At 73.0% G+C, this 25616-nt stretch carries 22 protein-coding genes; 17 read left to right on the forward strand and 5 right to left on the reverse strand.

The features are described from left to right. Positions 1-3: 3 nt before the first annotated feature. Positions 4-1350: a hypothetical protein gene (locus ACFQ8C_RS00945; RefSeq protein ID WP_383450744.1), complete on the reverse strand. Its 1347-nt coding sequence runs from the start codon at positions 1348-1350 to the stop codon at positions 4-6. 222 nt (positions 1351-1572) lie between these two features. Between ACFQ8C_RS00945 and ACFQ8C_RS00950 the strand changes: the two genes are divergently transcribed. The 4 genes from ACFQ8C_RS00950 to ACFQ8C_RS00965 all read left to right on the forward strand — a co-directional run bounded on the left by ACFQ8C_RS00950 (position 1573) and on the right by ACFQ8C_RS00965 (position 7013). After that, the gene (locus ACFQ8C_RS00950; protein WP_383450746.1) at positions 1573-2202 is read left to right on the forward strand and encodes a response regulator transcription factor; all 630 of its coding nucleotides are present in this window, start codon (positions 1573-1575) and stop codon (positions 2200-2202) included. Positions 2203-2345: 143 nt separating this feature from the next. Then, positions 2346-4418 carry an HYR domain-containing protein gene (locus tag ACFQ8C_RS00955; protein ID WP_383450749.1) on the forward strand — a complete coding sequence of 691 codons (2073 nt, stop codon included), beginning with the start codon at positions 2346-2348 and terminating at the stop codon, positions 4416-4418. 7 nt (positions 4419-4425) lie between these two features. Beyond that, complete coding sequence (locus tag ACFQ8C_RS00960) at positions 4426-5010, forward strand: DUF4255 domain-containing protein (protein ID WP_383450751.1); 585 nt, start codon at positions 4426-4428, stop codon at positions 5008-5010. Positions 5011-5039: 29 nt separating this feature from the next. Next, on the forward strand, positions 5040-7013 hold the full coding sequence (locus tag ACFQ8C_RS00965) for an ATP-binding protein (RefSeq protein WP_383450941.1): 1974 nt from the start codon (positions 5040-5042) through the stop codon (positions 7011-7013). 3 nt (positions 7014-7016) lie between these two features. Here the strand turns inward: ACFQ8C_RS00965 and ACFQ8C_RS00970 are convergent, their stop codons facing one another. After that, positions 7017-7715: a hypothetical protein gene (locus ACFQ8C_RS00970; protein WP_383450754.1), complete on the reverse strand. Its 699-nt coding sequence runs from the start codon at positions 7713-7715 to the stop codon at positions 7017-7019. 45 nt (positions 7716-7760) lie between these two features. Then, entirely contained in the window at positions 7761-11378 is a 3618-nt protein-coding gene (locus ACFQ8C_RS00975) for a hypothetical protein (RefSeq protein ID WP_383450757.1), read from the reverse strand. A gap of 236 nt (positions 11379-11614) precedes the next feature. Between ACFQ8C_RS00975 and ACFQ8C_RS00980 the strand changes: the two genes are divergently transcribed. From ACFQ8C_RS00980 to ACFQ8C_RS01040, 13 genes are read left to right on the forward strand one after another with little or no spacing between them, the layout of a single operon-like run. Beyond that, on the forward strand, positions 11615-13150 hold the full coding sequence (locus ACFQ8C_RS00980) for a phage tail sheath family protein (RefSeq protein WP_383450760.1): 1536 nt from the start codon (positions 11615-11617) through the stop codon (positions 13148-13150). Between the two features lie 10 nt (positions 13151-13160). Beyond that, entirely contained in the window at positions 13161-13604 is a 444-nt protein-coding gene (locus ACFQ8C_RS00985) for a phage tail protein (RefSeq protein ID WP_383450763.1), read from the forward strand. Continuing rightward, the gene (locus tag ACFQ8C_RS00990) at positions 13604-14032 is read left to right on the forward strand and encodes a hypothetical protein (protein ID WP_383450765.1); all 429 of its coding nucleotides are present in this window, start codon (positions 13604-13606) and stop codon (positions 14030-14032) included. Before ACFQ8C_RS00985 ends, ACFQ8C_RS00990 begins: the two co-directional genes overlap by 1 nt. Further along, positions 14029-14175 (forward strand): DUF6760 family protein, encoded by a 147-nt coding sequence (locus tag ACFQ8C_RS00995; RefSeq protein ID WP_383450944.1) that lies wholly within the window; start codon positions 14029-14031, stop codon positions 14173-14175. Before ACFQ8C_RS00990 ends, ACFQ8C_RS00995 begins: the two co-directional genes overlap by 4 nt. Positions 14176-14193: 18 nt before the next feature. Next, the gene (locus ACFQ8C_RS01000) at positions 14194-15954 is read left to right on the forward strand and encodes a hypothetical protein (RefSeq protein ID WP_383450767.1); all 1761 of its coding nucleotides are present in this window, start codon (positions 14194-14196) and stop codon (positions 15952-15954) included. Positions 15955-15971: 17 nt separating this feature from the next. Beyond that, positions 15972-16412 (forward strand): phage tail protein, encoded by a 441-nt coding sequence (locus ACFQ8C_RS01005; RefSeq protein WP_383450770.1) that lies wholly within the window; start codon positions 15972-15974, stop codon positions 16410-16412. Positions 16413-16417: 5 nt separating this feature from the next. Continuing rightward, positions 16418-17224 carry a peptidase M23 gene (locus tag ACFQ8C_RS01010; protein WP_383450772.1) on the forward strand — a complete coding sequence of 269 codons (807 nt, stop codon included), beginning with the start codon at positions 16418-16420 and terminating at the stop codon, positions 17222-17224. Beyond that, the gene (locus tag ACFQ8C_RS01015) at positions 17224-19065 is read left to right on the forward strand and encodes a VgrG-related protein (RefSeq protein ID WP_383450775.1); all 1842 of its coding nucleotides are present in this window, start codon (positions 17224-17226) and stop codon (positions 19063-19065) included. Before ACFQ8C_RS01010 ends, ACFQ8C_RS01015 begins: the two co-directional genes overlap by 1 nt. Positions 19066-19084: 19 nt before the next feature. Then, a complete protein-coding gene (locus tag ACFQ8C_RS01020; RefSeq protein ID WP_383450777.1) occupies positions 19085-19366 on the forward strand; it encodes a PAAR domain-containing protein in 282 nt (93 codons plus the stop codon). 7 nt (positions 19367-19373) lie between these two features. After that, on the forward strand, positions 19374-19778 hold the full coding sequence (locus ACFQ8C_RS01025) for a GPW/gp25 family protein (RefSeq protein WP_383450780.1): 405 nt from the start codon (positions 19374-19376) through the stop codon (positions 19776-19778). After that, positions 19775-21754, forward strand: coding sequence for a putative baseplate assembly protein (locus ACFQ8C_RS01030; RefSeq protein WP_383450782.1), 1980 nt, complete (start codon positions 19775-19777; stop codon positions 21752-21754). The genes ACFQ8C_RS01025 and ACFQ8C_RS01030 overlap by 4 nt, the downstream gene beginning before the upstream one ends. Positions 21755-21759: 5 nt before the next feature. Next, positions 21760-22308 carry a phage tail protein gene (locus tag ACFQ8C_RS01035; RefSeq protein ID WP_383450785.1) on the forward strand — a complete coding sequence of 183 codons (549 nt, stop codon included), beginning with the start codon at positions 21760-21762 and terminating at the stop codon, positions 22306-22308. Beyond that, positions 22308-23432, forward strand: a complete 1125-nt coding sequence (locus ACFQ8C_RS01040) for an NADase-type glycan-binding domain-containing protein (protein ID WP_383450788.1) — start codon at positions 22308-22310, stop codon at positions 23430-23432. Before ACFQ8C_RS01035 ends, ACFQ8C_RS01040 begins: the two co-directional genes overlap by 1 nt. A gap of 14 nt (positions 23433-23446) precedes the next feature. Here ACFQ8C_RS01040 and ACFQ8C_RS01045 read toward each other — a convergent pair whose 3' ends face one another. Both ACFQ8C_RS01045 and ACFQ8C_RS01050 read right to left on the reverse strand, forming a co-directional pair. After that, positions 23447-24475 carry a LacI family DNA-binding transcriptional regulator gene (locus ACFQ8C_RS01045; protein ID WP_383450790.1) on the reverse strand — a complete coding sequence of 343 codons (1029 nt, stop codon included), beginning with the start codon at positions 24473-24475 and terminating at the stop codon, positions 23447-23449. A gap of 528 nt (positions 24476-25003) precedes the next feature. Then, positions 25004-25459, reverse strand: a complete 456-nt coding sequence (locus ACFQ8C_RS01050; RefSeq protein WP_383450793.1) for a hypothetical protein — start codon at positions 25457-25459, stop codon at positions 25004-25006. Between the last annotated feature and the right edge of the window lie 157 nt (positions 25460-25616).

Here is a 25616-nt window from a genome sequence, read left to right on the forward strand (position 1 = left end):
GTCTCAGGGCTTGACGGACTGCAGGGTGCCGCCGAGGAAGAGGGACTCCGCGCACCGGCCGGGAGCGGGGGCGTTGACCGGGCGGCCGATCTTGCGGCAGTCGACGGTCATCGTCACCTCGCCGCCGGCGGGGACCATGATCGGGGTGACGAAGTGGTAGTCGGAGTCGCGGAAGTTCTCCAGGGCCAGGGTCAGGACGCGGGAGCCCCGGTCGACCGTGACGACGACGGTGCCGGCGTCCCCCTGCGGGTTCTGCACGACGATGTCGGTGAGCCGGAAGGCCTTCCCGGCCGGCACGGTCAGCGCCGTACCGCTCCTCGGTCCCCCGCCCACACCGTCCCTGACCTGCACCTGGGCGCTGGTCGGCACGGGGGCGGGCAGCGGCTTGGCGGTGGCCTTCGCGCTGGGCTTGGGGCTGGGCTTGACACTGGGCGTGGCGCTCGCGGTGGGGGTGGGCGTCGGCGTCGGCGTGGACGTCGCTCCGCCGGAGCCGCCGCCCGTCTGACCGCCGCTCTGGCCTCCGCCCTGGTCGGGTCCGGACGTCGCGGAGGCGATGACCTCGGGGGTGATCGCCTCGCGCGCCGCCGACTTCACGGCCGGCCGGAGCATCCCGTACCAGAATCCGGTGAGGATCAGGGCGAGGACGCAGGCGAGGACGAGGGCGCGCGGCAGCCAGCGCGGCAGGATCGCTTCCTGCTGGTAGGAGCCGTCGAGCACGACCGGCGCGGGCGGTTCCTCGCCCTCCGGTGCGGGCGGCGCGACGACGGCCTGGAAGGTGTGGACGACCGGGGTGCCGCGCCAGAGGCGTCTGGCGGGCTTGACGCGCAGTTCGGCGAAGGCCGCGCGGCCCGGTTCGACGGGCAGCTCCGGCCGGGTGAAGGTGATCCCGGTGCGCTCGGTGCCGGAGCGGGCGGTGAGCGCGACGGTGAGCGGGGCGTTCCCCCGGTTGTCGACCGCGACCTTGTGGGTGCCGCGCAGTACGCCGTGCGAGCCCCGGGGCACCAGTTCGGCGGTGACCTCGACGAACGGCGCGACGGTCACCCGGCCTTCGGGGACGACGGGTTCGGCGTGGTCGCTGGTGGGGACCACGCGGACGCCGAAGGGCGTCTCGCCCGCCGGGACGGACGGGTCGCGGGGCGGCCGGAAGGTGACGGAGACGGTCTCCGTGCTGCCCGGGTACAGGGAGAGGGTCGCCGGTTCCACCGTCGTCCAGGCGGCGCAGGCTCCGGCCACCTCGAAGCGGTACTCCTCCACGGTGGTACCGGAGTTGCGCACCTGAAGGGGGAGGCTCGTCTCTCCGCCCGGTACGGCGGTGACGTGCGATGCGTCGAGGCTTGCCGTAAGACTCATGGGCGCACCGTAGGATCCGGGCTTCTCCACAGCATCGTCAGAGAAGGAACACTTTCGGGCAGATTCAGTGCCCGAAGCAATGATTCTGGTTTCTTGACGGACTGTCAGGGCATCTCCCGTGCGCCGAACTACCAGCGGGACGCGCGTTGTCGGCGTCTTCGATGGTTTCCACGGGGCCCGTGCGACAGGCGTGGGCGCCGCTTGCCCGGGGGGAGCTTGACCATGGAACGGACGGCTGTCGCGCTGCGCGCGCAGGACCCGATCTCGCAGGCCGGGGTGACGAGTCAGTTACGGGCCCGGCCCGAGATCAGCGTGACGGAATGGAGCGAGACCGCCGACCCGGCGCCCGAGGTCGTGGTGCTCGTGGTGGACACGGTCGACGAGGACGTGCTGCGGCTGCTGCGCCACATCAGGCGCACCAGCACCTCGCGCCCCGTCCTCGTGACGACGGACATCGACGAACAGAAGCTGGTCAGCGCGGCGGAGTGCGGGGTCGCCGGGGTGATCCGGCGGGCGGAGGCGACCCCGGAGCACCTGGTGCACGTCATCGGCACGGTCGCGAAGGGCGCCGGCCACCTCCCCGCCGACCTGGTGGGACGCCTCCTGGAGGAGGTCGGCCGACTCCAGGGCCAGGTCCTCGGCCCGCGCGGGCTCCACTTCACCGGGCTCGCGGCCCGCGAGGTGGACGTCCTGCGCCTGGTGGCGGAGGGCTACGACACGGCGGACATCGCCGCGAAGCTCTCCTACTCGGAACGCACCATCAAGAACGTGCTGCACGCCGTCATCACCCGCCTGCAACTGCGCAACCGGTCCCACGCGGTGGCGTACGCGATGCGACAGGGGCTGATCTGAGGGGAGGGGGCGGGGCACCGAGGCCGGGTGCCCGTAGGGGCAGAACTCCCTTCCCCTCAGGGTGACTTGTCGCACCAGGACGGAGGCGCCGCGGTGCGGCATCCTCGGGCCGTCGAGCGACGTGAGGCCGAGGGGGTTGTGCCGTGCGCTGGTTCCAGTCGTCCGGGCGTACGGAGCCGTCGGCACCCCGCGGGTCCGGTCGCCGCACGCCCGCCCGGGCCGGACTCGCCCTGCTGCTGCTCGCGGCCGGAGCCGTCCCCGCGTCGACGTCGGCCTCGGCGGTGCCGGTCCCGGAAGAGCCCGTCACGCCGGCGAGCGTGTCGCAGGCGCTGGATCCCGGCGCGTCGCTCCAGGTCGACAAGCTGGTCCGGACCCCGGTGGTGCCGCCGAGGCCGGAGGTGGTGCTGCTGGTGGACGGCACGTACAGCATGAACGACGTCATCGGCGACGTACGGGAGGGGTTGTCGAGCATCATCGAGAAGGTGCGGACCAACCAGCCCGACGCCAGGTTCGCGGTGACGACCTTCGGAGACCAGCAGGTCGACCCGGGCGCGGGCTTCGACGTGACCGCCGAACTCACCCAGGACGACGACCGGTTGGTCACCGGGGTCGGCAAGCTCGGCACCGGTCTCGGCAGAGGCAGCATGGGGCCGTCCGAGGACTGGATCAACGGCCTCTGGCAGATCGCCGCCGGGGCGGGCGGCCGCACGGTCTTCCGGGAGAACTCCAGCCCGGTGATCGTCCTCGTCAGCGACGCCTCCAGCCACAACCCGAGCAACGGCCACACCATCGAGGACACGATCTTCGCCCTCCAGGACAAGAACGCCCGGGTCCTCGGCATCGACGTGGCCACCAACGTGGGAGACGGCCTCGACGGCACCGGCGACGCCGGCCAGCCGGGCCAGGTCGAGAACCCGCGCACCACCCCCGGCCAGGCCACCCGCATCATCGAGGCCACCGGCGGCCGCAAACTCGGCGGCATCGACCCGGACCGGGTCGCCGAAGCCATCGTCGAGGGGCTGGGCAACCTGCCCACCAGGGTCGGCCACCGCCTGAACGCCTGCGACCCCGGCCTCACCGTGACCCTCGACCCGCCCACGCGCGACGTCGTCAGCGGCGAGACCGCCTCCTTCGCCGAGACGATCACCGTCTCACCGGACGCACCCCAGGGCGCGACGCTCACGTGCACCGTGGAGTTCCTGCTCGGCACCCAGGCACCGGACACCGCGGCGATCGGTGCGGCGGCCGCCGACCCGGCGTACGAACAGCGGATCTCGATCACCGTCAACGACGTGACCGCGCCGGTCGTCACCCTCGACGACCGCATCGCGCGCGCCGGCGGCGACTCGGGCACCGCCATCGACTACACGGCGACCGCCGTGGACGCCAAGGACGGTCCGCTGACGCCGAGTTGCAGCCCGGTCTCGGGCTCCGTCTTCCCCGTGGGCACCACCACCGTGACCTGCACGGCCACCGACGGGGCCGGCAACACCGGGACGGACACGGCCACCTTCCGCGTGCTGCCGCCGCTCGCGCCACCGCCGGACACGGACCCGCCGCGCCCCGTGCCGCCGTCGGCGGACGTGGCCGTGTCCGTCTCCCTCGCTCCCACCCGTACGTACACGGGCCGGGCGGCCGTCGCCCGCTACACGCTCACCAACGCCGGCCCCGACACCGCGGCGCACGTCACCGTCGACGCGGCCTGGCCTTCCGGAACGGGCCGCGCCCTCTCCCGCACCGACCGCTGCACCGCCGCGGCGCCCTGCTCCCTCCCGCCCGGCGGCAGGATCGTGGTGACCCAGTCGGCCACCTACCAGGAGGCGCTGTCCGGTACGGTCCGGGCGACCGTCCGCGGGCTCTTCCCCGACCCGGAGCCCGAGGACAACACGGCGACGGCGCCGCTCCGGGTGGTCCAGCCGCGCCTGGACGTCACTCCGCGGGTGATCAGGCCGGGCGAGCCCGTGACCGTACGCGGCACGGACTTCCCGCCCGGCGAACCGGTCCGGCTCGTCTGGTCCACGGGCCTGACCGCCGACACCGCCCCGCTGACGGCGGACCGCGCCGGCGGCTTCGAGGCCCAGGTCCTCGTCCTGCGCAAGGACCGGATCGGCCCGCGCCTCCTGCGCGCGGAGGTGCCGCGCCTGGAACCGCCGGAGGAGCCGGTCCTGGTCGTCCGGCACGCGCTCCAGCCGCCGGACTTCGCGGGCCGGGGGTGAGGGACCGTTGATCCACGAGGTCGACGACGTCCTGCGCTCCCTGATCCGCGCCGAGGTGCTGGAAGGCGGACAGGTGGCGGTGGTCTTCGACGCGCCCACGCGCGAGTGGGCGGCGAAGGTCAACGCGCCCATGGTGAACCTGTACCTCTACGACATCCGCGAGGACATGCGCCGGCGCGAGCGCGGACTGCACAACGAGTACGACGAGCGCGGCGTGGTCGTGGCCCGCCGCCGCCCGCCCCGCTACTTCAAACTGTCGTACCTGATCACGGCCTGGACCAAGCGCCCGGAGGACGAACACCGCCTGCTCTCCTCCCTCTTGGCCTGCCTGCTGAAGTACGAGGCCCTGCCGCCGGCGCGCCTCACCGGCACGCTCGCGGAGATCGGCGCGGCGGTGCCGCTGTCGATCGCGCTGCCGCCGCCCGAGGACCGCTCGTTCGCCGACGTCTGGAGCGCCCTGGGCGGTGAGCTGAAGCCGTCGCTCGACCTGGTGGTGAGCGTGCCGGTGACGGCCTCCCCCAGGTACGCGGCGGGCCCGCCGGTCGGCGACGCGGGCCTGGACGTCCGCCTCGGCGAGGGGCTCGGCACGTGACGGCCGAACTCCTGGCCAGGGCAAGGGACATGGAACTGCGGATCCGGCGCGCCGTGGAGGCGCGCCGGGCGGTGGACCCGAACCCGGACGACGCGTTCCGGGGGCTGTACCTCACGGAGGAGGCGGTGGAGCGCCTGCTGGAGGGGCCGCACACCTTCCCGCCCCCTCCGGAACCGACGGGGACGGGGCAGCGGGGACGCCCGGATTCCCGCCTGTGGTCGTTGGCGAGGGAGTTCGCCCTCTCCGCCCTGGACGTGGACATCCTGCTGATCGCGCTGCTCCCGGACCTGGACGACCGCTTCGAGTCGTTCTACGGCTACCTCAACGACGACGTGACGCGACGCAGGCCCTCGATCGGCCTCGCCCTCGGCCTCTGCGGCATGCCGCACGCGGACCGGGAGGCGAGGGCGCGCCTGGGCGAACGGGCCCCGCTCCGGGCGGGCGGCCTCCTCCTGGTGGAGGACCGGGACCGACCCTTCCTCGGCAGGGCGCTGCGCGTACCGGACCGGGTGACGGCCTACCTGCTGGGCGACGACACCCCGGACCCGCGGCTGGCGGACGTCCGGGCGCCCTGGGAGGCGGTACGGGGCGTCGGCGACCCGGCGCCCCTGGCCCGGTTCCTGACGGAGTCGGCCGCGCTGGTCTACCTCCAGGAGGACCAGGGCGGAGCGGGCACGGCCCTGGCGGCCTCGGCGCTGGAGGCCGCGGGCCGCGGGATCCTGGGCGTCGACCTCTCCCGCCTGGCGGAGGACCCGGCACCGGCGGAGGCGGTCCGCCTGCTGCTGCGCGAGGCCCGTCTGACGGGCGCGGGCCTGGTGTGCGCGCCGGTCGACGCGGTGGCCCGCGAGCGCGCCGGACTGCTGCGCGCGCTGACGGACCTCCCGGTCCCGGTGACCCTGGTGGGCCGCCCGCCCTGGGACGCGGCCTGGTCGGCGTCCCCGCCGCTGCTGGTGAAGGCGCCGAGGCTGGACCCGGAGACAAGGGCGGCCCTGTGGCGCGAGACCGCGGACGAAGAGACCCCCCTCCCGGTGGAAGAGCTCCTGGCCCCCTTCCTCCTCACCCCGGAGCAGATCGTGCGCTCGGCGAAGGCGGCGTCCCAGAAGGCCCGCCTGGAGGCGACCCCCCTCACCGCCGACCACGTCCGCCAAGGCGCCCGAGCGCAGAACGCGGCCGGCCTGGACCGCCTGGCCCGCCGCATCGAACCCACGGTCACCTGGACCGACCTGGTCCTCCCCCCGGACACGGAGACCCAACTCCGCGAACTGACCTCCCGGGCCCGCCACCGCGACCACGTCCTGGGCACCTGGTCGATGCGCCCGGGCGGCGGACGGGGTCGGGGCGTGGCGGCCCTGTTCGCCGGCGACTCGGGCACGGGCAAGACGATGTCGGCGGAGGTGATAGCGGCCGACCTGGGCCTGGACCTCTACACGGTCGACCTGGCGACGGTCATCGACAAGTACGTGGGCGAGACGGAGAAGAACCTCGAACGCATCTTCACCGAGGCGGCGGGCGTCAACGGCGTCCTCCTCTTCGACGAGGCGGACGCCGTCTTCGGCAAACGCTCGGACGTGAAGGACGCCCACGACCGCTACGCCAACGTGGAGTCCGCGTACCTGCTGCAGCGCATGGAGTCCTTCGACGGCCTGGCCATCCTGGCGACGAACCTGAGGGCCAACCTCGACGACGCCTTCACCCGCCGCCTGGACCTGATCGTCGACTTCCCGGTCCCCGACGCCCCCCGCCGCCTCCTTCTCTGGGACCGCACCCTGGGCCCCCACCTCCCCCGCGCCACCGACCTGGACCTGGACTTCTGCGCCGAGGCCTTCGAACTGTCGGGCGGCAACATCCGCTCGATAGCGGTGACGGCCGCCTACCTGGCAGCAGAAGCGGCCGGCCCCGTGACCATGCCGATGCTGATCCACGCGGTCCAACGCGAGTACCAGAAACTGGGGCGGCTGACCCTGACCTCGGAATTCGGCCGGTACGCGGACCTGTTGGCGTGAGGGTCACGCATCCTTGCCCAGCACGCTCATGCGCTCCTCCAACCTGGCCCGGAGGTCCGACAGGTCGTCATCAGGGAACTCACGGCCGAGAAAGGCGAGCCCCTCACTCAGATACGGCAGGGAGACACGCATGCCGTAGTTGTTCGGATCCGGATCCGCGAACAAGTACGGCCAGTCGTAGAGGCCCTTGGTCCGCAGCATCACGTCGAGGTAGTCCCCGTAGTCGAGGTCGATCCTGGTGGGCCCCTGCCTGAGGTCGAAGTACCAGAGCTCCGGCGGAGCCTGGTCGGGGACGAGTCGCATCGCGGTGTAAGTACCCGTTCCACCCACAGGATGGGTCTCGAAGATCCGGAACCCATGGATCAGCCGTTCCTCTTCGGATGCCGTCGCCGCGACCGGCTTCTTCCCGGCTCCGAGGAGCAGCGCCTCACCGATATGCCTCAGATGGAATTCCCCGGCGATCGCCTGGAAGGGTTCCAGAGCTCGCCAGGCGAGAACGAGACCGGAGTACCGGTGAAAGTTTCGGGCCAGCGCTGCGGGCAGTGGGGCCTTCTCCACGGCTCGCACGATGTCGAAGGCGTCCTCGGAACGCTCCATGTAGTCGGCCAGCGGGCCCCGGTCATAGGTATCGACACGCAGGGATCCACATGCCTGGACCTGCTCCACCATCTCTCGGAGTCGGCGTTCGTAGTCGGTTTCCATGTCTCCTCCGGATCACGCTCGTGCGATTACTCATTCAGATGAAAGTCAGTCGAACCTGAGTCGGCCGGCCGTGGCGGCATTGGTGAGCTCCGTCGCGAGGTTCGGAAATCTCCCGATGGCGTCAGTGAGGTCTCTGAACTCTCTCTTCTTCGCCTCCGCCTTGATCCTCTCCGCCTCCGGCCGCGCTATCCCGAGGGAGGCGAAGACGCTGAACTTCACCCCACGCGCGTTTATACGCAACACATCGTTGTGCAGGGGCTCTGGCGGATCCTGCTTGTCGGAGAACGAGCCGCCGCCGCCCCGGGGGGCACGCTCGCTCCACGTTCCGTTCGAGTGATCGTATCCACCCCATTCGACCTCGAGCTTCTCCGGAAATCCGGGGTGACCCGAAAGATAGGTGACACCCACTCGATACCAGACCATGCGCTCGAACGCCGGATCCGACAAAGCCTTGCCGAGTGACTTGCGGGCAGGGTTCTCGATGCCGCTGTAGAACATCGGATTGTTCACGAAACCTCGCGCCGGAACCAGGTTCGAATCGACCGCGTCACCACCGAGGAAGGCGGGCAGCAGATGCATCTTGACCCAGGCGTTGCTGTCCGGGTGGCCCCGCCTCGGAGTGTTGTAGGTCTTGGCCGTGGCCCAGCCGATCAGGGTCGCGCCGTCGTACGAATTCGCCTCGGTCCCCTTCTTGATGCCCTTGTCGATGTAGCTCGCCTTGAAGGGGCTGGCCAGGACCCCGTGGACCATCGGAGGAAGCACCGGCGGAGGCAGTGGGGGTGTGGCACCCGGGCGGTTCGCTAGGAGCCCCGCGAGCTGGGCAAGGGCGGCGAGGAGATCGTCGTACGCCTTCTGGCCGGTGCTAGCCCCCGCGGGCAGGGCGTGGAAGGCGTCGTGCCGCTTCTTGACCTCGTCCCTCTGCTGGCTGGCAGCCGTCAAAGCGGCGCGGGACACTCCTCCAGGGTCGTCGACGGTCTCCAGCTCGGTTTCCCAGCCTGTCAGGTACTTCTCGATGTCCTGTGGGCTGCTGTGCACGACCAACCTGGCCCCGGCGCTCTTCCCGTCGAATTGAACCTTGTGGCTCTCCTTGTCGAGGGACTGGAACCCCTTCTTGGGAAGCGGGAACGCCGAGGCATCCTTCTCGCCACTCCCCTTCTTGCCGTCCGGACCCTCCTTTCCGGGCCGGGCCTTCGACTTGAGCTTCTGCCAGAGGGCTTTGCCCTTCTTGGCTATGAAGTCGACGATCTTGTCGATGGCGCGGTTCACCGGTTTCGAGACCGCCTGGAAGACGGACTTCACCTTGTTGGCGAGGTTGCCTATGCCGAGGAGGGATGCGAGGAAGCCGATGAGGAGGGGGATGCTGGCGGCCAGGGCGGTCTCGACCATCTTCGGGACGCCGGCCGCGCCGCCGTTGGCTATCTCCACGACCGCGTCCAGGACCGCGTTGACGAAGTCGGCTATCTGGGCGCCCTGGTTCACCACGAAGGTGACGATGTCGATGATGCCCTTGACCGCGCGGACGAAGGCGGAGGCGGGGTTGAGGAGGGAGAGGATCCAGGTGACGCCGGCGATGATGACGGTGGGGACCAGGTACTCCGTCAGCTTGGACAGGATCGTCGACTTGAGGTCGCCCGCTTCCGCCTGGATCTCCTTCACCGCGCCCGCCGGGCCCTCCTTGGCCAGGGACTGGGCCACCGGGACCGACGACTCGACCGCCGTCATGGCTTCGTCGGGGACGCCCTTGCGGGTGATGCGGGTGCGGATGTTGTCCCAGGTGAGGCCGAGGAGGGAGGCGATGAGCTGGATGATGCCCTTGAGGTCGAACTTCTGGGGGAGGTCGATGCCCGCCTTGACGGCCGTGCCCAGGAGCCAGGAGACCAGGCCCTTCTTCAGGTGCTCGCCGATGTGGGCGACGAAGAGGTCGAGGCCGGCGCCCACCGCCTTCACCAGGTTGCCCAGGAAGCCGATCGGGTCCTTGATGATCTTCATGATGGCCGAGGCGGCCTTCGCCAGGATGCCCAGCAGCAGGTTCTTCAGCTCGTTGATGGTCTTGATGACGCCGGCGATCGCGTCCTTCGCCTTGTCGATGAGGCCCTTGTTGGCCTCCTGGAGTTTCTTGATCTCCTCGTCGACGGCGTTGAGGGCGGCCGTGTACTTGTTCGCGAGATCCTGGACCAGCTGTTCCGACTTCTCGTCGACCGTGGCTTCCAGGTCCTCGAACTTGCCCGCGAAGTCCTTCGACGCCTCCTCGCCGAAGGCCTTCAGGTCGGCGGGGAGTCTGTCGACCTCCGCCTTCAGTTCCGTGCGGCCCTGGGCGATCCTCGTCTTCGCCCGGCCCAGCTCCACGCCGATCATGTCCGCGACCTGCGAGATGACCGTGCGCATGCGGGCCACGTACAGCTTGCGCGACTCCTGGTAGAGGTCGTTCGCCTCCTTCGGCAGGCCGGCGAACTTGTCCTTCAGCCAGCGGCCCTTGCCGAGGAAGCCCGAGTAGCGCTTGTCCTTGTACTTCTTCATGCGGGCCTTGTGGTCGGCCGTGAAGGCGTCCCGCGCGGCCTTCTCCCCGCCGGTGAAGGCGGTGTCCACCTTCTGGTCCAGGCCGGTCAGGGTCGATTCGACGTCCTTCTTCGTCGCGTCGAAGACCTTCTGGAGCTTCGCGGTGACCTCGGCCCGCTTCCGCTCGTCCTTCGACTTCGTCTCGCCCTTGCCGCCGTCGACCGACCTGCCCGCGGACTCCCGGGTCGCCGTCAGGGTGTTCATGGCCTGGGCGCCGACCGCCGCCGCGCCCGCCTTCGCCGTCGCCAGCTGCTGGTCCTCGGCCGTGTGCGCCTTGCCGGGGGCCTTCGCGGAGTCCGTCTCCGCGGTCTTCTTCGCCTTCAGCGCGCCGTCGAACTCCGGCTCGTTGCCCTTCGCCAGCTGTTCCTCGGTGACCTCGGCGTCGGCCAGCGCCTGGTCGTTCTCCGCCGGCCCCTGGGAGAAGTCCGTCACCGCCGGCGGCTGCTTCTCCGGGACCGCGTCGGTGGCGCTCGGGGCGCCCGGGTTGCCGGGCGGGTGGTCCGGGGTCATCGGGGTGACCGGCTTGTCCTTGGCCGCCGACGTGTCCGGCGGGGCCTTCGTCGTCGTCTCGATGTCCTTGGCGGAGGTGTTCTTGCCGTCGGTGACCTTGCCGTCGACCTCGTCCTTCACCTTGTCGGCCTTGCCCGACTTCGAGAACTTGTCGGCCTCGTCGAGGTTCTTGGGCGCCTGCGCCTCGATCGCCTTGTCGACCGCCGCGATGAACGCCGCCTTGTCGAACTCCCCCGGCTTCGCGGCGTCCATCTTCTCCGCGTTGGCCGCCTTGCCCTGCGCCTCCTTGTCGTCGGGGGGCGCGACGGCCGCGTCCTGCGCGGACCTCGACTCGGCGGCCGCCGGAGCATGGGCGGCCATCGTGCGCTTCTTCGCCGCCACGTCCGCGCCGACCCTGCGGAAACCCGGCGCCGCGTTCGGCGGCGTCTTCACCGGAGCCGTGTGGCGCTGGGCCACCAGCCGGGCCACCGCCGCGTTCCCCACCGCGCCCTGCAGTCGCTGCACGCCGTGCGGGGACAGGCCGACGGCGGGCGCGGGGGCCGGGGTCGGGGCGGCGGGCGTGCGGCCGGTCGGTTTCCGCTCCGGGACCTCCTTCATCCGTCCCCTCCCGGTATCCGTGGCCGCACGGCCAGGCTGCCCGGCGCCCCGGCGCCGCACGGAGGGCGCGGGGGGAGCCGTACGACGCCGACTCCCCTGCACCTTCGGGCAGTTCACGGTGCCCAGGTGGGCGGCCGATCATCCGTTCCGGGTGATCGGACCGGTGGTGAGAATGGCCCGGTTCAGCGGGAGCGGTTCCCCGGTCGAGGAGTGACGTAGAGGAGAGCGAGCACCGTATGCCGTCGTATCTGTCACCGGGCGTCTACGTCGAAGAGGTCCAGTCCGGCTCCCGTCCGATCGAGGGAGTGGGCACCTCCGTCGCCGCCTTCGTCGGCTTCGCCCGCAAGGGGCCCTTCGACGAGCCGACGCTGATCACGAACTGGAGCCAGTTCGTGAGCCGCTTCGGCGACTTCGTCGAGGGCACGTACCTCGCCGCCTCGGTGTACGGCTTCTTCGCCAACGGAGGGGGGAGCTGTTACGTCGTCCGCGTCGACGACGGCCCCTCCGCGGCCGGGAGCGACGGCCCCACCGGGTCCGGGGGTCCCACCGCCCTCGGCGCGTACTCCGTCGTCGCCCGGCCCGGCGTCACCGGCACGGTCACCGTCGAGGTCGCGGACGTCGAGGGCGACGACCCGCCGTCCGACGCGTTCCGGCTGATCGTCTCGGAGAACGGGCAGGCCGTCGAGACGTACCCCTCCGTCACCACCAAGCGCAGCAAGGAGAACGTCGCCACCCGCGTCAACGCCGCCTCCGCGCTCATCGAGATCACCGAGCCCGGCACCGGCGCCGCGCCCGCCCGGCCCGCGCCGCAGACCGTCACGCTCGCCCCGGCGCTGCCCGTTCCGGCGGGGAGCGGCGCGCCGTTCACCCCCGAGGTGTACGTCGGCGACGCCGACCGGCGCTCGGGCATCGGCGGCCTGGAGGCGGTCGAGGACGTCACCACCGTCGCGGTGCCGGACCTGATGAGCGCGTACGAACGCGGGCTGATCGACCTCGACGGGGTGCTCGCCGTCCACCAGGGGCTCATCACGCACTGCGAGCTGATGGGCGACCGGGTCGCCGTGCTCGACCCGCCGCCCGGGCTCTCCCCGCAGGAGGTCGCCGGCTGGCGCTCCGGGCGGGCCGGGTACGACTCCCGGTACGCGGCGCTCTACTACCCCTGGATCGACGTCGCGGACCCCTCCACGGGCCGGGTCTCCCCGGTCCCGCCGAGCGGGCACGTCGCCGGCGTCTGGGCGCGCAACGACGACCAGCGCGGGGTGCACAAGGCGCCCGCCAACGAGGTCGTCCGGGGTGCCGTCTCGCTCCGGACGCAGCTGACCAAGGGCGAGCACGACCGGCTCAACCCGATCGGCGTCAACTGCATCCGCGCCTTCCCCGGCCGCGGCATCCGGATCTGGGGCGCGCGCACGCTCTCCTCCGACCCGGCCTGGCGCTACCTCAACGTGCGCCGGCTCTTCAACTACCTGGAGGAGTCGATCCTCGCCGGCACCCAGTGGGTGGTGTTCGAGCCGAACGACGACGCCCTGTGGGCCCGGATCCGGCGCACCGTGAGCGCGTTCCTGGTCAACGAGTGGCGCAAGGGGGCGCTGTTCGGGCTGAGTCCCGAGGAGGCGTTCTACGTGAAGTGCGACCGCGAGACCAACCCCGCGGAGAGCGTCGACTCGGGCCACGTGGTCTGCGAGATCGGCGTCGCGCCGGTCCGGCCGGCCGAGTTCGTGGTCTTCCGTCTGTCCCAGCTGACCAGCGGCACCGGTGCCGTCGACGAGTGAGGAGACCCTCGTGCCCCTTCCCGATCTCGACAGTTCCGTCGGACACTCCTTCGGCCTCGAGTTCGACAGCGTCATCATCAGGCAGATCACCGAGGTCAGCGGTCTGAAGATGGAGCAGGACGTCATCGAGCTGAAGCAGAACACCGCGGACGGAAAGTACGCCGTCAAGAAGCTGCCCGGCCGGCCGAAGGCCGGGGAGGTCACGGTCTCCCGGGGCCTCACCGAGGACGCCAGCTTCGAGCGGTGGATCAAGGACTCGCGGTTCGGCCGGATGAGCGACGCGCGCCGCAACGGCGCGATCATCGTCTACGACTACGAGGGCCTTCCCATCAAGCGCTACAAGCTGATCAACGCCTGGCCCAAGTCGCTGGAGATCGGCGCGCTGAAGGCCGGCGACACCTCCGTCCTGACGGAGAAGCTCGTGATCACGTACGAGAGCATGGAAGTCGACTGATGCGGCGTACGACGGCGGCCGCCGCCGCCCCCGCCGATCACGACGGAGGAGCCGGGGTCGGCTTGCGGACCGAGTTCCCGTTCCGGCTCCCGCGCGGGTACGTCGACGAGCACGGGACCGTCCACCGCGACGGCGTCATGCGGCTCGCGACCGCCCGGGACGAGCTGCTGCCGCTGCGGGACGACCGGGTCCGGGAGAACTCCGCGTACCTGTCGGTCGTCCTGATCTCCCGCGTCGTCACGCGCATCGGCACCGTCGACGACATCCACCCGGGTGTCGTCGAGGACCTGTTCGCCTCCGACCTCGCCTTCCTCCAGGACTTCTACCGGCGCGTCAACGCCGAGGGGCACACCCGGGCCGCCGTCACCTGCCCGTCGTGCCGGGAGGAGTTCGCGGTCGACCTCGCCGGTGGCCGCCTGGGGGAATAGCGACGTACGCGGCCGACCAGCTGTACGAGGAGGTCGCGTACCTCGCCTACCACTTCCACTGGCCACTGGATCAGCTCCTCGACCTGGAGCACGCGGAACGTCAGAGGTTCGTCGCCCAGGTGGCCCGCCTCGGCGGAGGATGACGGGGAGGGAGCGGAACGATGGGACTGCTGTCCTGGCTGCGCGGCGGCAGCGACGGGCGGGGGGCGGAGCGCCCGGCACAGGCCGCGGACGCGGCGCCCGCCACCCGCCCGGACCGCGCCGAGCTCTTCGACGTCGTCGAACTCCCGCCGATCCAGCGGACGTTGACCGCGCCGACCCTCGTCACCGATCCGTCCTCCTTCGAGCGCGGGCTGCCCACCCGGCGGCCGACGGCCCTCTCCACCCCCCTCGGCCACCTGGTCAGCGCCGAGGCCCCGAGCGGGCTCGTCCAGGGCGTGACGGCCCCCGTCCAGCGGTCGGTGGTGGAGTTTCCCGTACGGGAGGGAGCGCGGCCGGCCGCGGACGGGCCGGTGACACCCGCGCCGGGCGCTCCCGTCGCGCCGGGGCCCGTACAGCGGGCGACCACCGCCCCCGTACCCGCACCCGTCCCGAGGGGGTCGGCGCCCGAAGTCCTGGGTCCGGAGCCGGGCGTGGGGGTCCAGAGGTCGGCGGACGCACCGGAAACGCCGGAGGGCCCCGGGGCGGCGGACCTCCCGGAACCGACGGCCGGGGAACCCGGCTCCGTCGAGGCCGCCGCCACTCCTTCCGTACGGCCCCTGGTCGGCGAGCAGCGACTGCTGGATCCGCCGGAGGCGGAGGCGGGATCCGGGACGGGCTCCGGGACGGGCTTCGAGGCGGGTCCCGGGGCGGGCTCCAGCTCCGTCGTCGAGCTCCCCGCACCCGGTGGCGTCCGTCCCGTCCAGCGGTCCCTGCCGCCCTCCGTGGCGCCGCGGCCCCCGGCCTCGGGCTCGGTCCCGGCCCCGGCCCCGGCCCCGGCACCCCGACGCGCCCCCGGTCTCGGCGCGCCGCTTCCCGGCCTTCCGCCGACGGCCCAGCGCGCGACGCCCGCGAGCGTTCCCCCGTCCGGGCCCGCGCCCTCCCCCGCCTCCTCTCCCGTCGCCTCGCCCTTCCCCGGTCCACCGCCGACGGCCCAGCGCGCGGCCTCCGCGAACGTGCCGTCGCCCGGGCGCGGGCCCGAGCCCCTTCCCGTACAGACGGAGGCTCCCCTCTCCCCGGTCCCGGCGCCCGTTCCCGTACCGGATCCCGGCCCGGTGGTCCCGCTGCTCGCCGACCGGCCGGTGGTGACCCGTTCCGTCGCCCCGGAGACGGCTCTCAGCGCCACCGTGCCGGACGCCGCTCCCCCGGACACCGTCCCGGTGCGGTGGGAGGCGCCCGCCGTGCAACGCCGGAGCCAGGTGCCGACGGCGCCCTCTCCCGCACCCCCACCCGCACCCGCACCCGTCCAGCGTGCGACCGCCCACCCCGCCGACCGCCCCGCGCCCGCCGCCGCGCGTCCGCCACGGGACGCCGGCGACGTGGCCGTCGCCGCCGGCATCGCGCAGCGCATGGCCGACGGCAGCGTCGTCTTCGCGCCGCGACCCCCGTCACCGCTCCCGCTCCCACCCCGGCCCCTGCCGCCCGCCGCCTTCGTCCAGCGCGAGGTGGCGACCGAGGAACCTCCGCCGCCGCCCCCGGACGACCCTCCGGCGGCCGTGCCCGATCCCGTACCGGATCAGGAGGCGGCTGAGGACGACAGCGGTCCCCCGACCGCCGCACCGCACGCCGCGTCCGCCACCGGTCCCACGGCCCCGTCCGGCGCCACTCCCCCCGTCACCGACGAGTTCGTCCGCGCCCTCTACCCCTCGCTCGCCCGGCTCCTCAAGGCGGAGCTGCGGCTGGAGCGCGAGCGGGCCGGCCGGCTCATCGACACCCGGTTCTGAACGAAGGAGCGAACCCCATGGCCACCGCCGCCCAGAGCGACGAGCCCGCCGTCAGCGTCTGCTTCGTCGTCACCATCGACGACATCGAGCTCGGCTCCTTCAACACCTGTGAGGGGCTGGGCTGCGAGGTCGTCCTGGAGACCCGGGAGGAGGGCGGCAACAACGGGCACGTCTGGCAGCTGCCGACCCGCCTCAAGTACTCCAACGTCAAACTCTCGCGGCCCCTCACCCGGGAGACCGAGAAGGTGGCGCGCTGGTTCGCGAGCATGACGACCGGGTTCACGCGCAAGACCGCGCACATCGAGGCGCGCACCGGGGACGGGCGCAAGGTCGCGCAGTGGGGGCTGCTCGAAGTGGTTCCCGTGCGGTGGACCGGGCCGTCCTTCACCCCCGAGTCGCCGAAGGTGGCGATCGAGACGATCGAGATCGCCCACCACGGCTATGTGATGGAGGGCTGAGCGCCATGACCCCACCCGGCTCCCCGATCGCCTTCAGCGCGGCCGGCACCTCGGGTGTCGCGTCCGCCGGCAAGGGCCGGTCGGCCCGGCCGAAGCTGGAGCACGCCTATCTGGAGCTGCGGACCCCTCCGTCGGGCGGCGGGCTGACGCCCGGGGCGCCGTGCGGGCGGATCGACTTCCAGTTCAACCCGAAGGAGTTGAGCCTCACCAAGGCGGCGGCGTGGAAGCGCACGCCCGCCAAGGGCGCGAAGAGCGCGGGTCCGCCGGAGTACCAGGGGCCGCAGCCCAGCAAGTTGACGGTGGAGATGTTCTTCGACGCGGGCGACACGCAGGACACCCGGGTGGTGACCTCGGTGGAGCAGCTGTTCGCGTGCTGTGTGCCGACGAGCGAGACCCGGCAGCAGCAGCGGTCGTCGCCGCCGTGGGTGGTGTTCCACTGGGGCGGGCTGACCGGATTTCCCGGCTACGTGAGCCAAGTGCAGGCGAAGTACACGCTGTTCACCACCTCGGGGGTGCCGATCCGGGCGGTCTGCCTGGTGACGATGGAGGAGATCAGCGGGGAGACGCCGGGGCAGAACCCGACGTCGGGGGCGCTCACCGCCCGTCGCACCCACCGCTTGGCGGCCGGGGACTCGCTGCCCTCGCTCGCACAGCGCGAGTACGGCGATCCGGCGGCGTGGCGGGTGATCGCCGAGGCCAACGGCATCGACGATCCGCTCCGGCTCACGCCCGGTACGCGGCTGCTGCTGCCCGCGCCGGACGAACTCGGGCGGCCGCGCACGGAGTCCGACCCGCACCGGCGGGGGCTGTGATGGCGGCGCCCGGTGTCGCCTCCGCGCTCGTCGTCGAGGTCGGCGGGAAGTCCCTGCCGGCCCGGCTGACGAACACCCTCGTGGAGGGGTACGTCGACGACAGCCGTACGCTGCCCGACCTGTTCCTGCTGCGGTTCCGCGACCCGGACCGGACGCTGCTCGCGCAGGGCGGGCTCGCGGTCGGCACGGAGATCTCGCTGCTCGCGCGCGGTGGCGGCGGCACGGAGCCCCGGCCGCTGCTCAGCGGAGTGGTGACGGCGCTCGAACTGGAGCTGGACGAGTCCGGTACGTACACGGTGGTGCGGGGCCTCGACGAGACCTACAGGCTGCTGCGCGGGGCCCGGGTGGCGGCCTACCGGAACATGACGCTCTCCGACGTCGTCGCCCAGGTCGCCCGGCGGGCGGGGCTCGAGCCGGGCACGGTGGACGTGGCCGGGCCGGTGCTCGACCACGTGGCCCAGGCCAACGTCAGCGACTGGGAGTTCGTGCGCGGGCTCGCCGAGGAGGCGGGTGCCCAGGCGTACGTACGGGACGGGCGGTTGCACGTGGTGAGGCCGGCCGAGGCGGGCGGGGCACCGGACGCCTCGGCGCGGGCGGACCGGGATCCGCTGGTCCTGGAGCGGGGGGCGAACCTGCTGCGCTGCCGGGCGTCGGTGTCGGCTGCCGAGCAGGTCTCCGAGGTGGAGGTGCGGGGCTGGGACGTGCGGGGGAAGCGGGCGCTGGTCGGCAGGGCGCCGGCGGGCACGTCGTCGACGCTGGCGCTCGGGGTGACGGCGGCGCAGGTGACGGCGCCGCTGGGCGAGGCGCGGCACGTGGTGACGGACGGCGGGTACGGCACGCAGGAGCGGGTGGACCGGGCGGCGAAGGCGCTCGCCGAGCGGATCGCGGGCTCCTTCGCGGAGCTGGAGGCGGTGATCCGGGGGAATCCGGAGGTGCGGGCGGGCACGGCGGTGGCGCTCAACGCGGTCGGCGCGCCCTTCGAGGGGCGGTACACGGTGACCTCCTCGCGGCACGTCTTCGACGCGCTGCGCGGGTACGAGACCTGGATCACCGTGTCGGGGCAGCAGGAGCGCTCGCTGTACGGGCTGACCGGCGGCGGTCCGGCGGCGGGTCACCGCCCGGGCGGTCTCGTCAACGCGACCGTGACGGACACGCAGGACCCGGAGGGTTCGGGGCGGGTGAAGGTGATGTTCCCGTGGCTGTCGGACGAGTACGCGAGCGACTGGGCGCGGACCGCGCAGGCGGCCGGCACCGGCGGCGGCGAGCCCTACATCCCGGAGGTCGGGGACGAGGTGGTGGTCGGCTTCGAGCTGGGGCGCCTCGACCGGCCGTACGTCCTCGGCGGGCTCTACAACGGCCAGGACCGGCCGTCCGGGGGCGGTGCGGTGGACCCGACGTCGGGTGCGGTGGACCGGCGCGCCTTCGCCTCGAAGGGCGGGCACAAGCTGGAGCTGCTCGACGCGGCGGGCGGGGCGCAGGGCGTGCGGCTGCGGACCGGCGACGGGAAGCTGACGATCGACCTCGACCAGTCGGGCACGGCGGTCACGATCGGCAGCGACGGATCGGTGCGGATCACCGCGAAGGAGAAGGTGTCGATCACGGCCACGGGCGGGGTGAGCGTCGCCGCCGAGCGCGGGGCGCTCGAACTCAGCGGCGACAGCGTGTCCGTGACGGCACGTCAGGGTGTTCGGGTGGACGGCGGTCAGGGAGCGGTCAGACTCGCGACCGGGGGCGCGCTCGACGTCCAGGGGGCGACGGTCACGGTGGACGGCACCCAGCGCACGGAGCTGAAGGGCGGCACGACGCTCTCGGTCAGCGCGCCCCTGGTGAAGATCAACTGACGGACGGGGGAACAGGGACATGGCACAGGCAGCCGCCGCACGGGTCGGCGACCCGACCGCGCACCCGGGGGTGATCGGCCCGCCCGGGGTGGCGTCCGTCCTCATCGGCGGCCGGCCGGCCGCCACCGTCGGGACCGCGCACCAGTGCTCCTCGCCGGCGGCGCATCCGCCGGCCGCGCTCGCGCCGCCCGGCTCCACCACGGTGCTGATCGGGGGCCGGCCGGCCGCCCGGGTCGGCGACCTGTCCGCGTGCGGCTCGGCGGTCGTGTCGGGCTGCCCGTCCGTGCTGATCGGAGGCTGAGGGGACCATGGGCCAGGAGTTCATCGGCGCGGGCTGGGCCTTCCCGCCGCGCACGGACGCGACCGGGTCGATCGCGCTCGTCCGGGGCGAGCGCGAGCTGGAGGAGTCGATCCGGCTGATCCTCGCGACCTCGCCCGGGGAGCGGCCGATGCGGCCCGAGTTCGGCTGCGCGATCAACGACTACGTCTTCGCGCCGGCCGACGCGGGGACCGCCGGGCAGCTCGCCTACGAGGTGCGGCTCGCGCTGGAGCGGTGGGAGCCGCGGATCGAGGTGACGGAGGTCGCGGTCCGCTTCGACGAGGTCGACAACGGCGTGCTGTACATCGACATCGGCTACACCGTGCGCGGCGCCAACGACCCCCGGAACCTGGTGTTCCCGTTCTACGTGATCCCGGAGGAGGACCGCGCATGACGCTGCCCAGCCCCCATCTGGACGACCGGCACTTCCAGAGCCTGGTGGACGAGGCCAAACGGCTGGTGCAGCGACGCTGCCCGGAGTGGACCGACCACAACGTCTCCGACCCGGGCGTCACCCTCATCGAGGCCTTCGCCACCATGGTCGACCAGCTCGTGTACCGGGTGAACCGGGTGCCGGAAAAGAGCTACCTGACCTTTCTGGACCTCATCGGGGTACGGCTCCACCCGCCGACCGCCGCCGGCACCGACGTCACCTTCCGGCTGTCGGCGCCGCAGCCGGAGCCGGTGTTCGTCCGGGCCGGTACGGAGGTGGCGACGGTCCGCACCGAGACCGAGCCGGCCGTCGTCTTCGGCACCACCCGGGACCTGACGATCGTGCCGTGCGCGTACGCGGCGCTCGCGACCCTGCCCGCGGCCGGGGCCGGCGCGGGACCCGGGGCGGACGCGGCGGCCGTGGACCGCACCGAGGAGCTGGCGCTCCGCCGGGACGTGCCCTGCTTCTCCCCCTCGCCCACCCCCGGCGACGCCCTCTACGTGGGCCTGTCGGCGGCGGTGCCGGCGGGGGTCGTGGTGCTGCGCCTCGACTGCGACGTGCAGGGCGTGGGCGTCGATCCGCTGCGGCCGCCGCTGCTGTGGGAGGCGTGGGACGGGCGCCGCTGGACGGCCTGCGAGGTGGAGAAGGACGACACCGGCGGCTTCAACCGGTCCGGCGAACTGATCCTCCACCTCCCGGCCACGCACACCGCGCTCGGCATCGTCCGGCGCACCGGGGGCTGGCTGCGCTGCCGGCTCGTGGCGGCGGCGCCGGACCAGCCGACGTACGTGTCGCCCCCCGTCGTCCGCGGGATCACGGCCTTCACCATCGGCGCCACGGTTCCCGCCGAGCACGCCGAGCGGATCACCGACGAGGTCCTGGGGGCGGCCGAGGGGGTGGCGGGGCAGACCTTCACGGTCGCCCGGACCCCGGTGGTCCCCGGGGAGTTCGCCCTGGAGGTCACCGCCCCGGAGTCGGCCGCCGACCGGTCCGACACCCCATGGACCCGGGTGGACGACTTCGCCCACTCCGGGCCCGCCGACCGGCACTTCACCCTCGACGAGGGCACCGGCCGCGTCGAGTTCGGTCCCGCCGTCCGCGAACGGGACGGCACGGTACGGAACTTCGGTGCCGTACCGGACAAGGGAGCGGCCGTACGGGTCCGCGCCTACCGCACCGGCGGCGGGGTGCGCGGCAACGTGGCCCGCTCCACCCTCCGCGTGCTGCGCGGCGCGGTGCCGTTCGTGGCACGCGTGGAGAACCGCCGCCGGGCACTCGGCGGTGTCGACGCCGAGACCGTCGACAGCGCGCGGGTCCGGGGCCCGCTCACCCTGCGGACGCTCCAACGGGCCGTCGTGCCGCGCGACTACGAGCTCCTCGCCCGCGAGCAGGCCCCGGACGCGGCCCGCGTGCACTGCGTCCCCGAGGACGCCGAGGGCGGGGTGCGGCTCCTCATCGTGCCGTCCGGCCGCGGCGACGCCCGCGGCCGGATCGCCTTCGACGAGCTGATCCCCCCGCCGCGGACCCTCGCGCGGATCGCGGAGTACCTGGACGCGCGCCGCCCCGTCGGGGCCCGGGTCGTCGTCGAGCCGCCCTTCTACCAGGGCGTCACCTTCGTCGCGACCGTGCAGGCGAGCCGCGGCGCCGCCGCCGAGCGGGTCCGGGAGGAGGCCCTCGCGGCCCTCGACGGCTACTTCAACGCGCTCACCGGCGGCCCGGAGGGCACCGGCTGGCCCTTCGGCCGCCCGGTCCAGACCGGCGAGGCGTACGCGGTGCTCCAGCGGGTCCCCGGCGTGGACCTCGTCGACGACGTACGGCTCTACCGCGCCGACCCGGTCACCGGGCAGCGCACCGAGGTGCCCGACGGGCGGATCCCCCTCGACCGGCACGCCCTCGTCTTCTCGTACGAGCACCAGCTGCGGGTCCGGGAGGTCTGACCGCCGTGCGCACCGACGTCCCCGGGCTGCCGAGCCCGCACCCGCTGATCGAGCTGCTGCCCGCCGTCTACCTGGAGCACGACTTCCTGGCCCGCTTCCTCGCCGCCCTCGACGAGGTCCTGGCCCCCGTGCTGCTCAGCCTCGACAACCTGCCCGCGCACTTCGACCCGCGCACGGCGCCCGAGGACTTCCTCGACATGCTGGCCGCCTGGGTGGCGGTGGAACCGCGGGACGACAGCCCGCCGGAACGCCGCCGCGCCGCCGTCCTCGGCGCGGTCGAGCGGCACCGGACGCGCGGCACCCTGGACGGCCTCGCGGAGGCGCTGCGCCTGGAGACGGGCGGGGCGCGGGTCGAGATCACCGAGAGCGGCGGCACGGTCTGGTCGGCCACCCCGGGCACCCCGCTGCCGGGCACCCGGCGGCCGTGGGTGGGCATCCGGCTCGCGCTGCCCGACCCGGGGCGGGTCGACCGGGCACGTCTGGAGGAGCTCATCGCCGCCGAGATCCCGGCGCACGTCGGCTTCACCCTGGAACTCCGGCCCGGGGGTGCGTGATGACCTGCCCGACCTGCGGCCTGCGCAACACGCCGGGGACGCCGTTCTGCGCCTCGTGCGGGGCGTTCCTGGACTGGGACGGGGACGAGGACGTCACCTCCGGTACGGAGCCGGGGACGGGCGCCGGCACCGGTACCGCTTCCGGTACCGCTTCCGGTGCGGGAACCGCCGCCGCCGGGGAGCCGGCGAATCCTCCGGCGTCGGCCGCGCCTCCGCCCGGCCCCGTGCGCCCGCCCGCTCCCGTACCGGCGCCCGTGCCTCCGCCGGTGGCCCCGCCGGTGGCGGGACCGGTCGTCGCGGGGCCGCGGCGGCCCGGGGCGGAGACCGAGGCGCCGGTGCCCGGCCCGGCGACCGACGGCCCGCCGTCCCGGCCCGCCGGGCCGTCGGTTCCGCCTCCCCCGGTCGTCCGCTGTCGGGGCTGCGGCAGCGAGAACACCGCCGACCGCACCCTCTGCTTCCGGTGCGCCCTGACGCTGGCCCCGGGCCCGGCGCCCGAGGCGCCGCCGTCGTGGTGGCGCCGGCTGACGCGCCCGGGGAGACGGCCGGCTCCGCTCGCCGGGACGCGCCCGCGCCGGGGCTGGCGCAGACCGCGGATCGTGCTGCCGGTCGTCCTCGCGCTGCTCGCCTGCGGCATCTGGTTCGGCCTGCCGCACGCCGGACGGCTGCTCGGGCTCGCCCGGGAGGAGACCAGCCCGCCCGAGTCGCTGCCGCCCACCGCCGCACGGGCCTCCGCCGCGCTGGAGGGGCATCCCGCGACAGCCGCGTTCGACGGGTTCACCAACCGGTACTGGGCCGTTCCCGCGCCCGGTGCCACGCTGGAGGCGGAGTTCGAGGCGCCCGGGGTGCGCGTGACGAAGCTGGTGGTGTTCGCGGGCGTGTCGGCGAAGAAGGACGAGTTCCTGACGCAGGCCCGCCCGGCGCGCGTCGTGGTGGAGGTGGTCGCGGCGGACGGCGACGTCTCGACCCGCCGGATCACGCTCAAGGACCAGCCGGGCCAGCAGACCTTCGACCTGCGCGGCTCGGGGGTGACCCGGATCCGCGTCACCCCCGAGACCGCGTACGGCTCGGGACGCGGCCGCCTTCTGGCGGTGGCCGAGGTCGAGTTCTTCGGCCACCGGGGCTGACGGACCCGGCTCTCCTACCGGTCCGGTGTGCTGCCGCGGACGACCCGCTCCGCCGCGAGCAGCAGGCCCTCCGGCGGGGTGACGTCGCGGCCCTCGACGGCGGCGATCAGACGGTCGACGAGGGCGTGGGCGATGGCGGGCAGCGGCAGCCGGACGCTGGTGAGGGTGGGCTGGAGGAAGGTGCACACGGGCAGGTCGTTGAAGCCGGTGACCGCGATGTCGGTGCCGACGGCGAGACCGGCGGCGCGGACGGCCTGGTAGGCGGTGAGGGCCAGCCAGTCGCTCGCGCAGACCAGGGCGGTGGGCCGGTCGGGACCGGCGAGCAGCCGCTGGAGCGTACGGGAGAGGGCGACGGGGTCGTCGTCGGGGACGCCGACCTCGAAGGCGCCGTCGGGCGCGGCGGCGGCCGCCGCCAGGAGGCCGGCCCTCCGGTCCGCCATCCAGGGCAGGGTGGCCGCGGAGTTGACGTAGCAGATCCGGCGGTGGCCCTGGGCGAGCAGCAGGCCGACGAGGTCGGCGGTGGCGGCGGCGGAGTCGATGTCCACCCAGTTCTGGGGGCGGCCGGGGACGGTGCGGCCGAAGGCCGCGAAGGGGAATCCGGCCTCGGCGAGGACGTCGACCCGGGGGTCGTCGTGCACGACGTCGGAGAGGACGAAACCGTCGACCTGGCGGGCCGCGATCAGTCCGTGGAAGGACCTGGCGACCGCGTCGGCGCCCCGCCGGGGGTCGCAGCGGAAGAGCAGGACGCGGTGGCCGACGGTGTCGGCGGCGCTCACCAGCGCCTGGAGGAAGCCGCCCATGAGCGGGTTGGGGTCGGCGGGGTCGTCCGCGGGGGCGGGGTAGCCGATGACCTTGCGGGTGCCGGTGCGCAGGCTGCGGGCGGACTGGTCGGGCTGGTAGCCGAGGGCCTCGATGGCGGCGGTGACCCGGTCGAGCGTGGACGCGCGCAGCCGGTGCGGGGCGTTCAGCGCGTTCGAGACGGTCTGACGGGAGACTCCCGCCGTGCGGGCGACGTCTTCGATGGTCACCTGTCGAGGGGTCATCGTTCCTCTGGGGTCGGCGGGCCGCGGGCGGTGGTCGGCCGCCCGCGGCGCGCTCGGTGGCCAGCCGGGCGGGCGACGGACTCGGACGCCCCTCACGCGGATACCGGTCCGCGAAGTCCTCGTCACGCCACAACCCGTCCGGACGGCCTCTCCCCCACATCGCCGCCGCACCGCCCGGGTTGCCCGCCCTCGCGATCCGCGCCGTCAGAGACGGGACTTGCCCACCACTTGCCCACCGGAACGAGGACGGGGCGACGACAAACACCTCGACAACCGCACAGGCTCCCGGAACCCGAGCGTGCCCACCGATCACCCCGGCGCACCGAGCGACTCCGAGATCCCCGACGGAATCGCCCGGCGCTTCCGTTCGCCCGTCAAGCCGGCACGGCAGCCGCGAACAGGGGCCCACCCCGGCGCGGTTCACCTCCTGCCGGAGGTGGGGGCGGGGACCGGCGGCGAGGCCCCCACCCGTCTTGGTGGGGGCCTCGTCCAGGAGCGGCGCGGGCGGAGTCGCCGCCCTTCGCGGGCTCAACGGCTCTTGTACATCGGGATCGTGAAGCTGACCTTCTTGCCGTTGTGGTAGGTGATGCCGTCCCACACCGAGATGTGCGATCGGTCCTGCATCCGCAGCTGCAGCACCTCATTGGAGTCGCTCCAGTTGTACGTGACGAACTGGAAGTTCCGATCGGGGCTGTCTCCCGTTCTCCTGCCTCCCCAGCTGCAGATATGTGCCGAGTCGTTCTCGCAGGCGAACCAGGCCTTGGCGTACAGGTGACAGTCCCCTCCCTGCCATACGTCGATACGCTTCAGCCTCCAGTGGGACGAGAGCCACTTTCCGTTGAACTGGCTGGCGGAGCACGAGGCGGCTGCTTCTTTCGCCGAGGTGACGGTGAGCACCACCGAGAGGGAGAACGTCAGGGCGACCGTCAAGAACACGGCCATGATCTGGCGTAGCGGATTACGGGCAGAGAAGACCTGTGTCATCGTGAACCTCCGATAGCGGGTCGCAGCGCGGGGCATCCCGTCGCCACACGACGCGCAGTCCCCCCTACTTCGGCTGAAAGCCACTCATTCCGGCCCGGATCACTTCACCCTTTACCCCCTGCCTATTCCAGAGCAGCACTCCGCAATCCTGATCGCA

Source organism: Streptomyces sp. NPDC056503 (assembly GCF_042794995.1).
Lineage (GTDB): Bacteria > Actinomycetota > Actinomycetes > Streptomycetales > Streptomycetaceae > Streptomyces.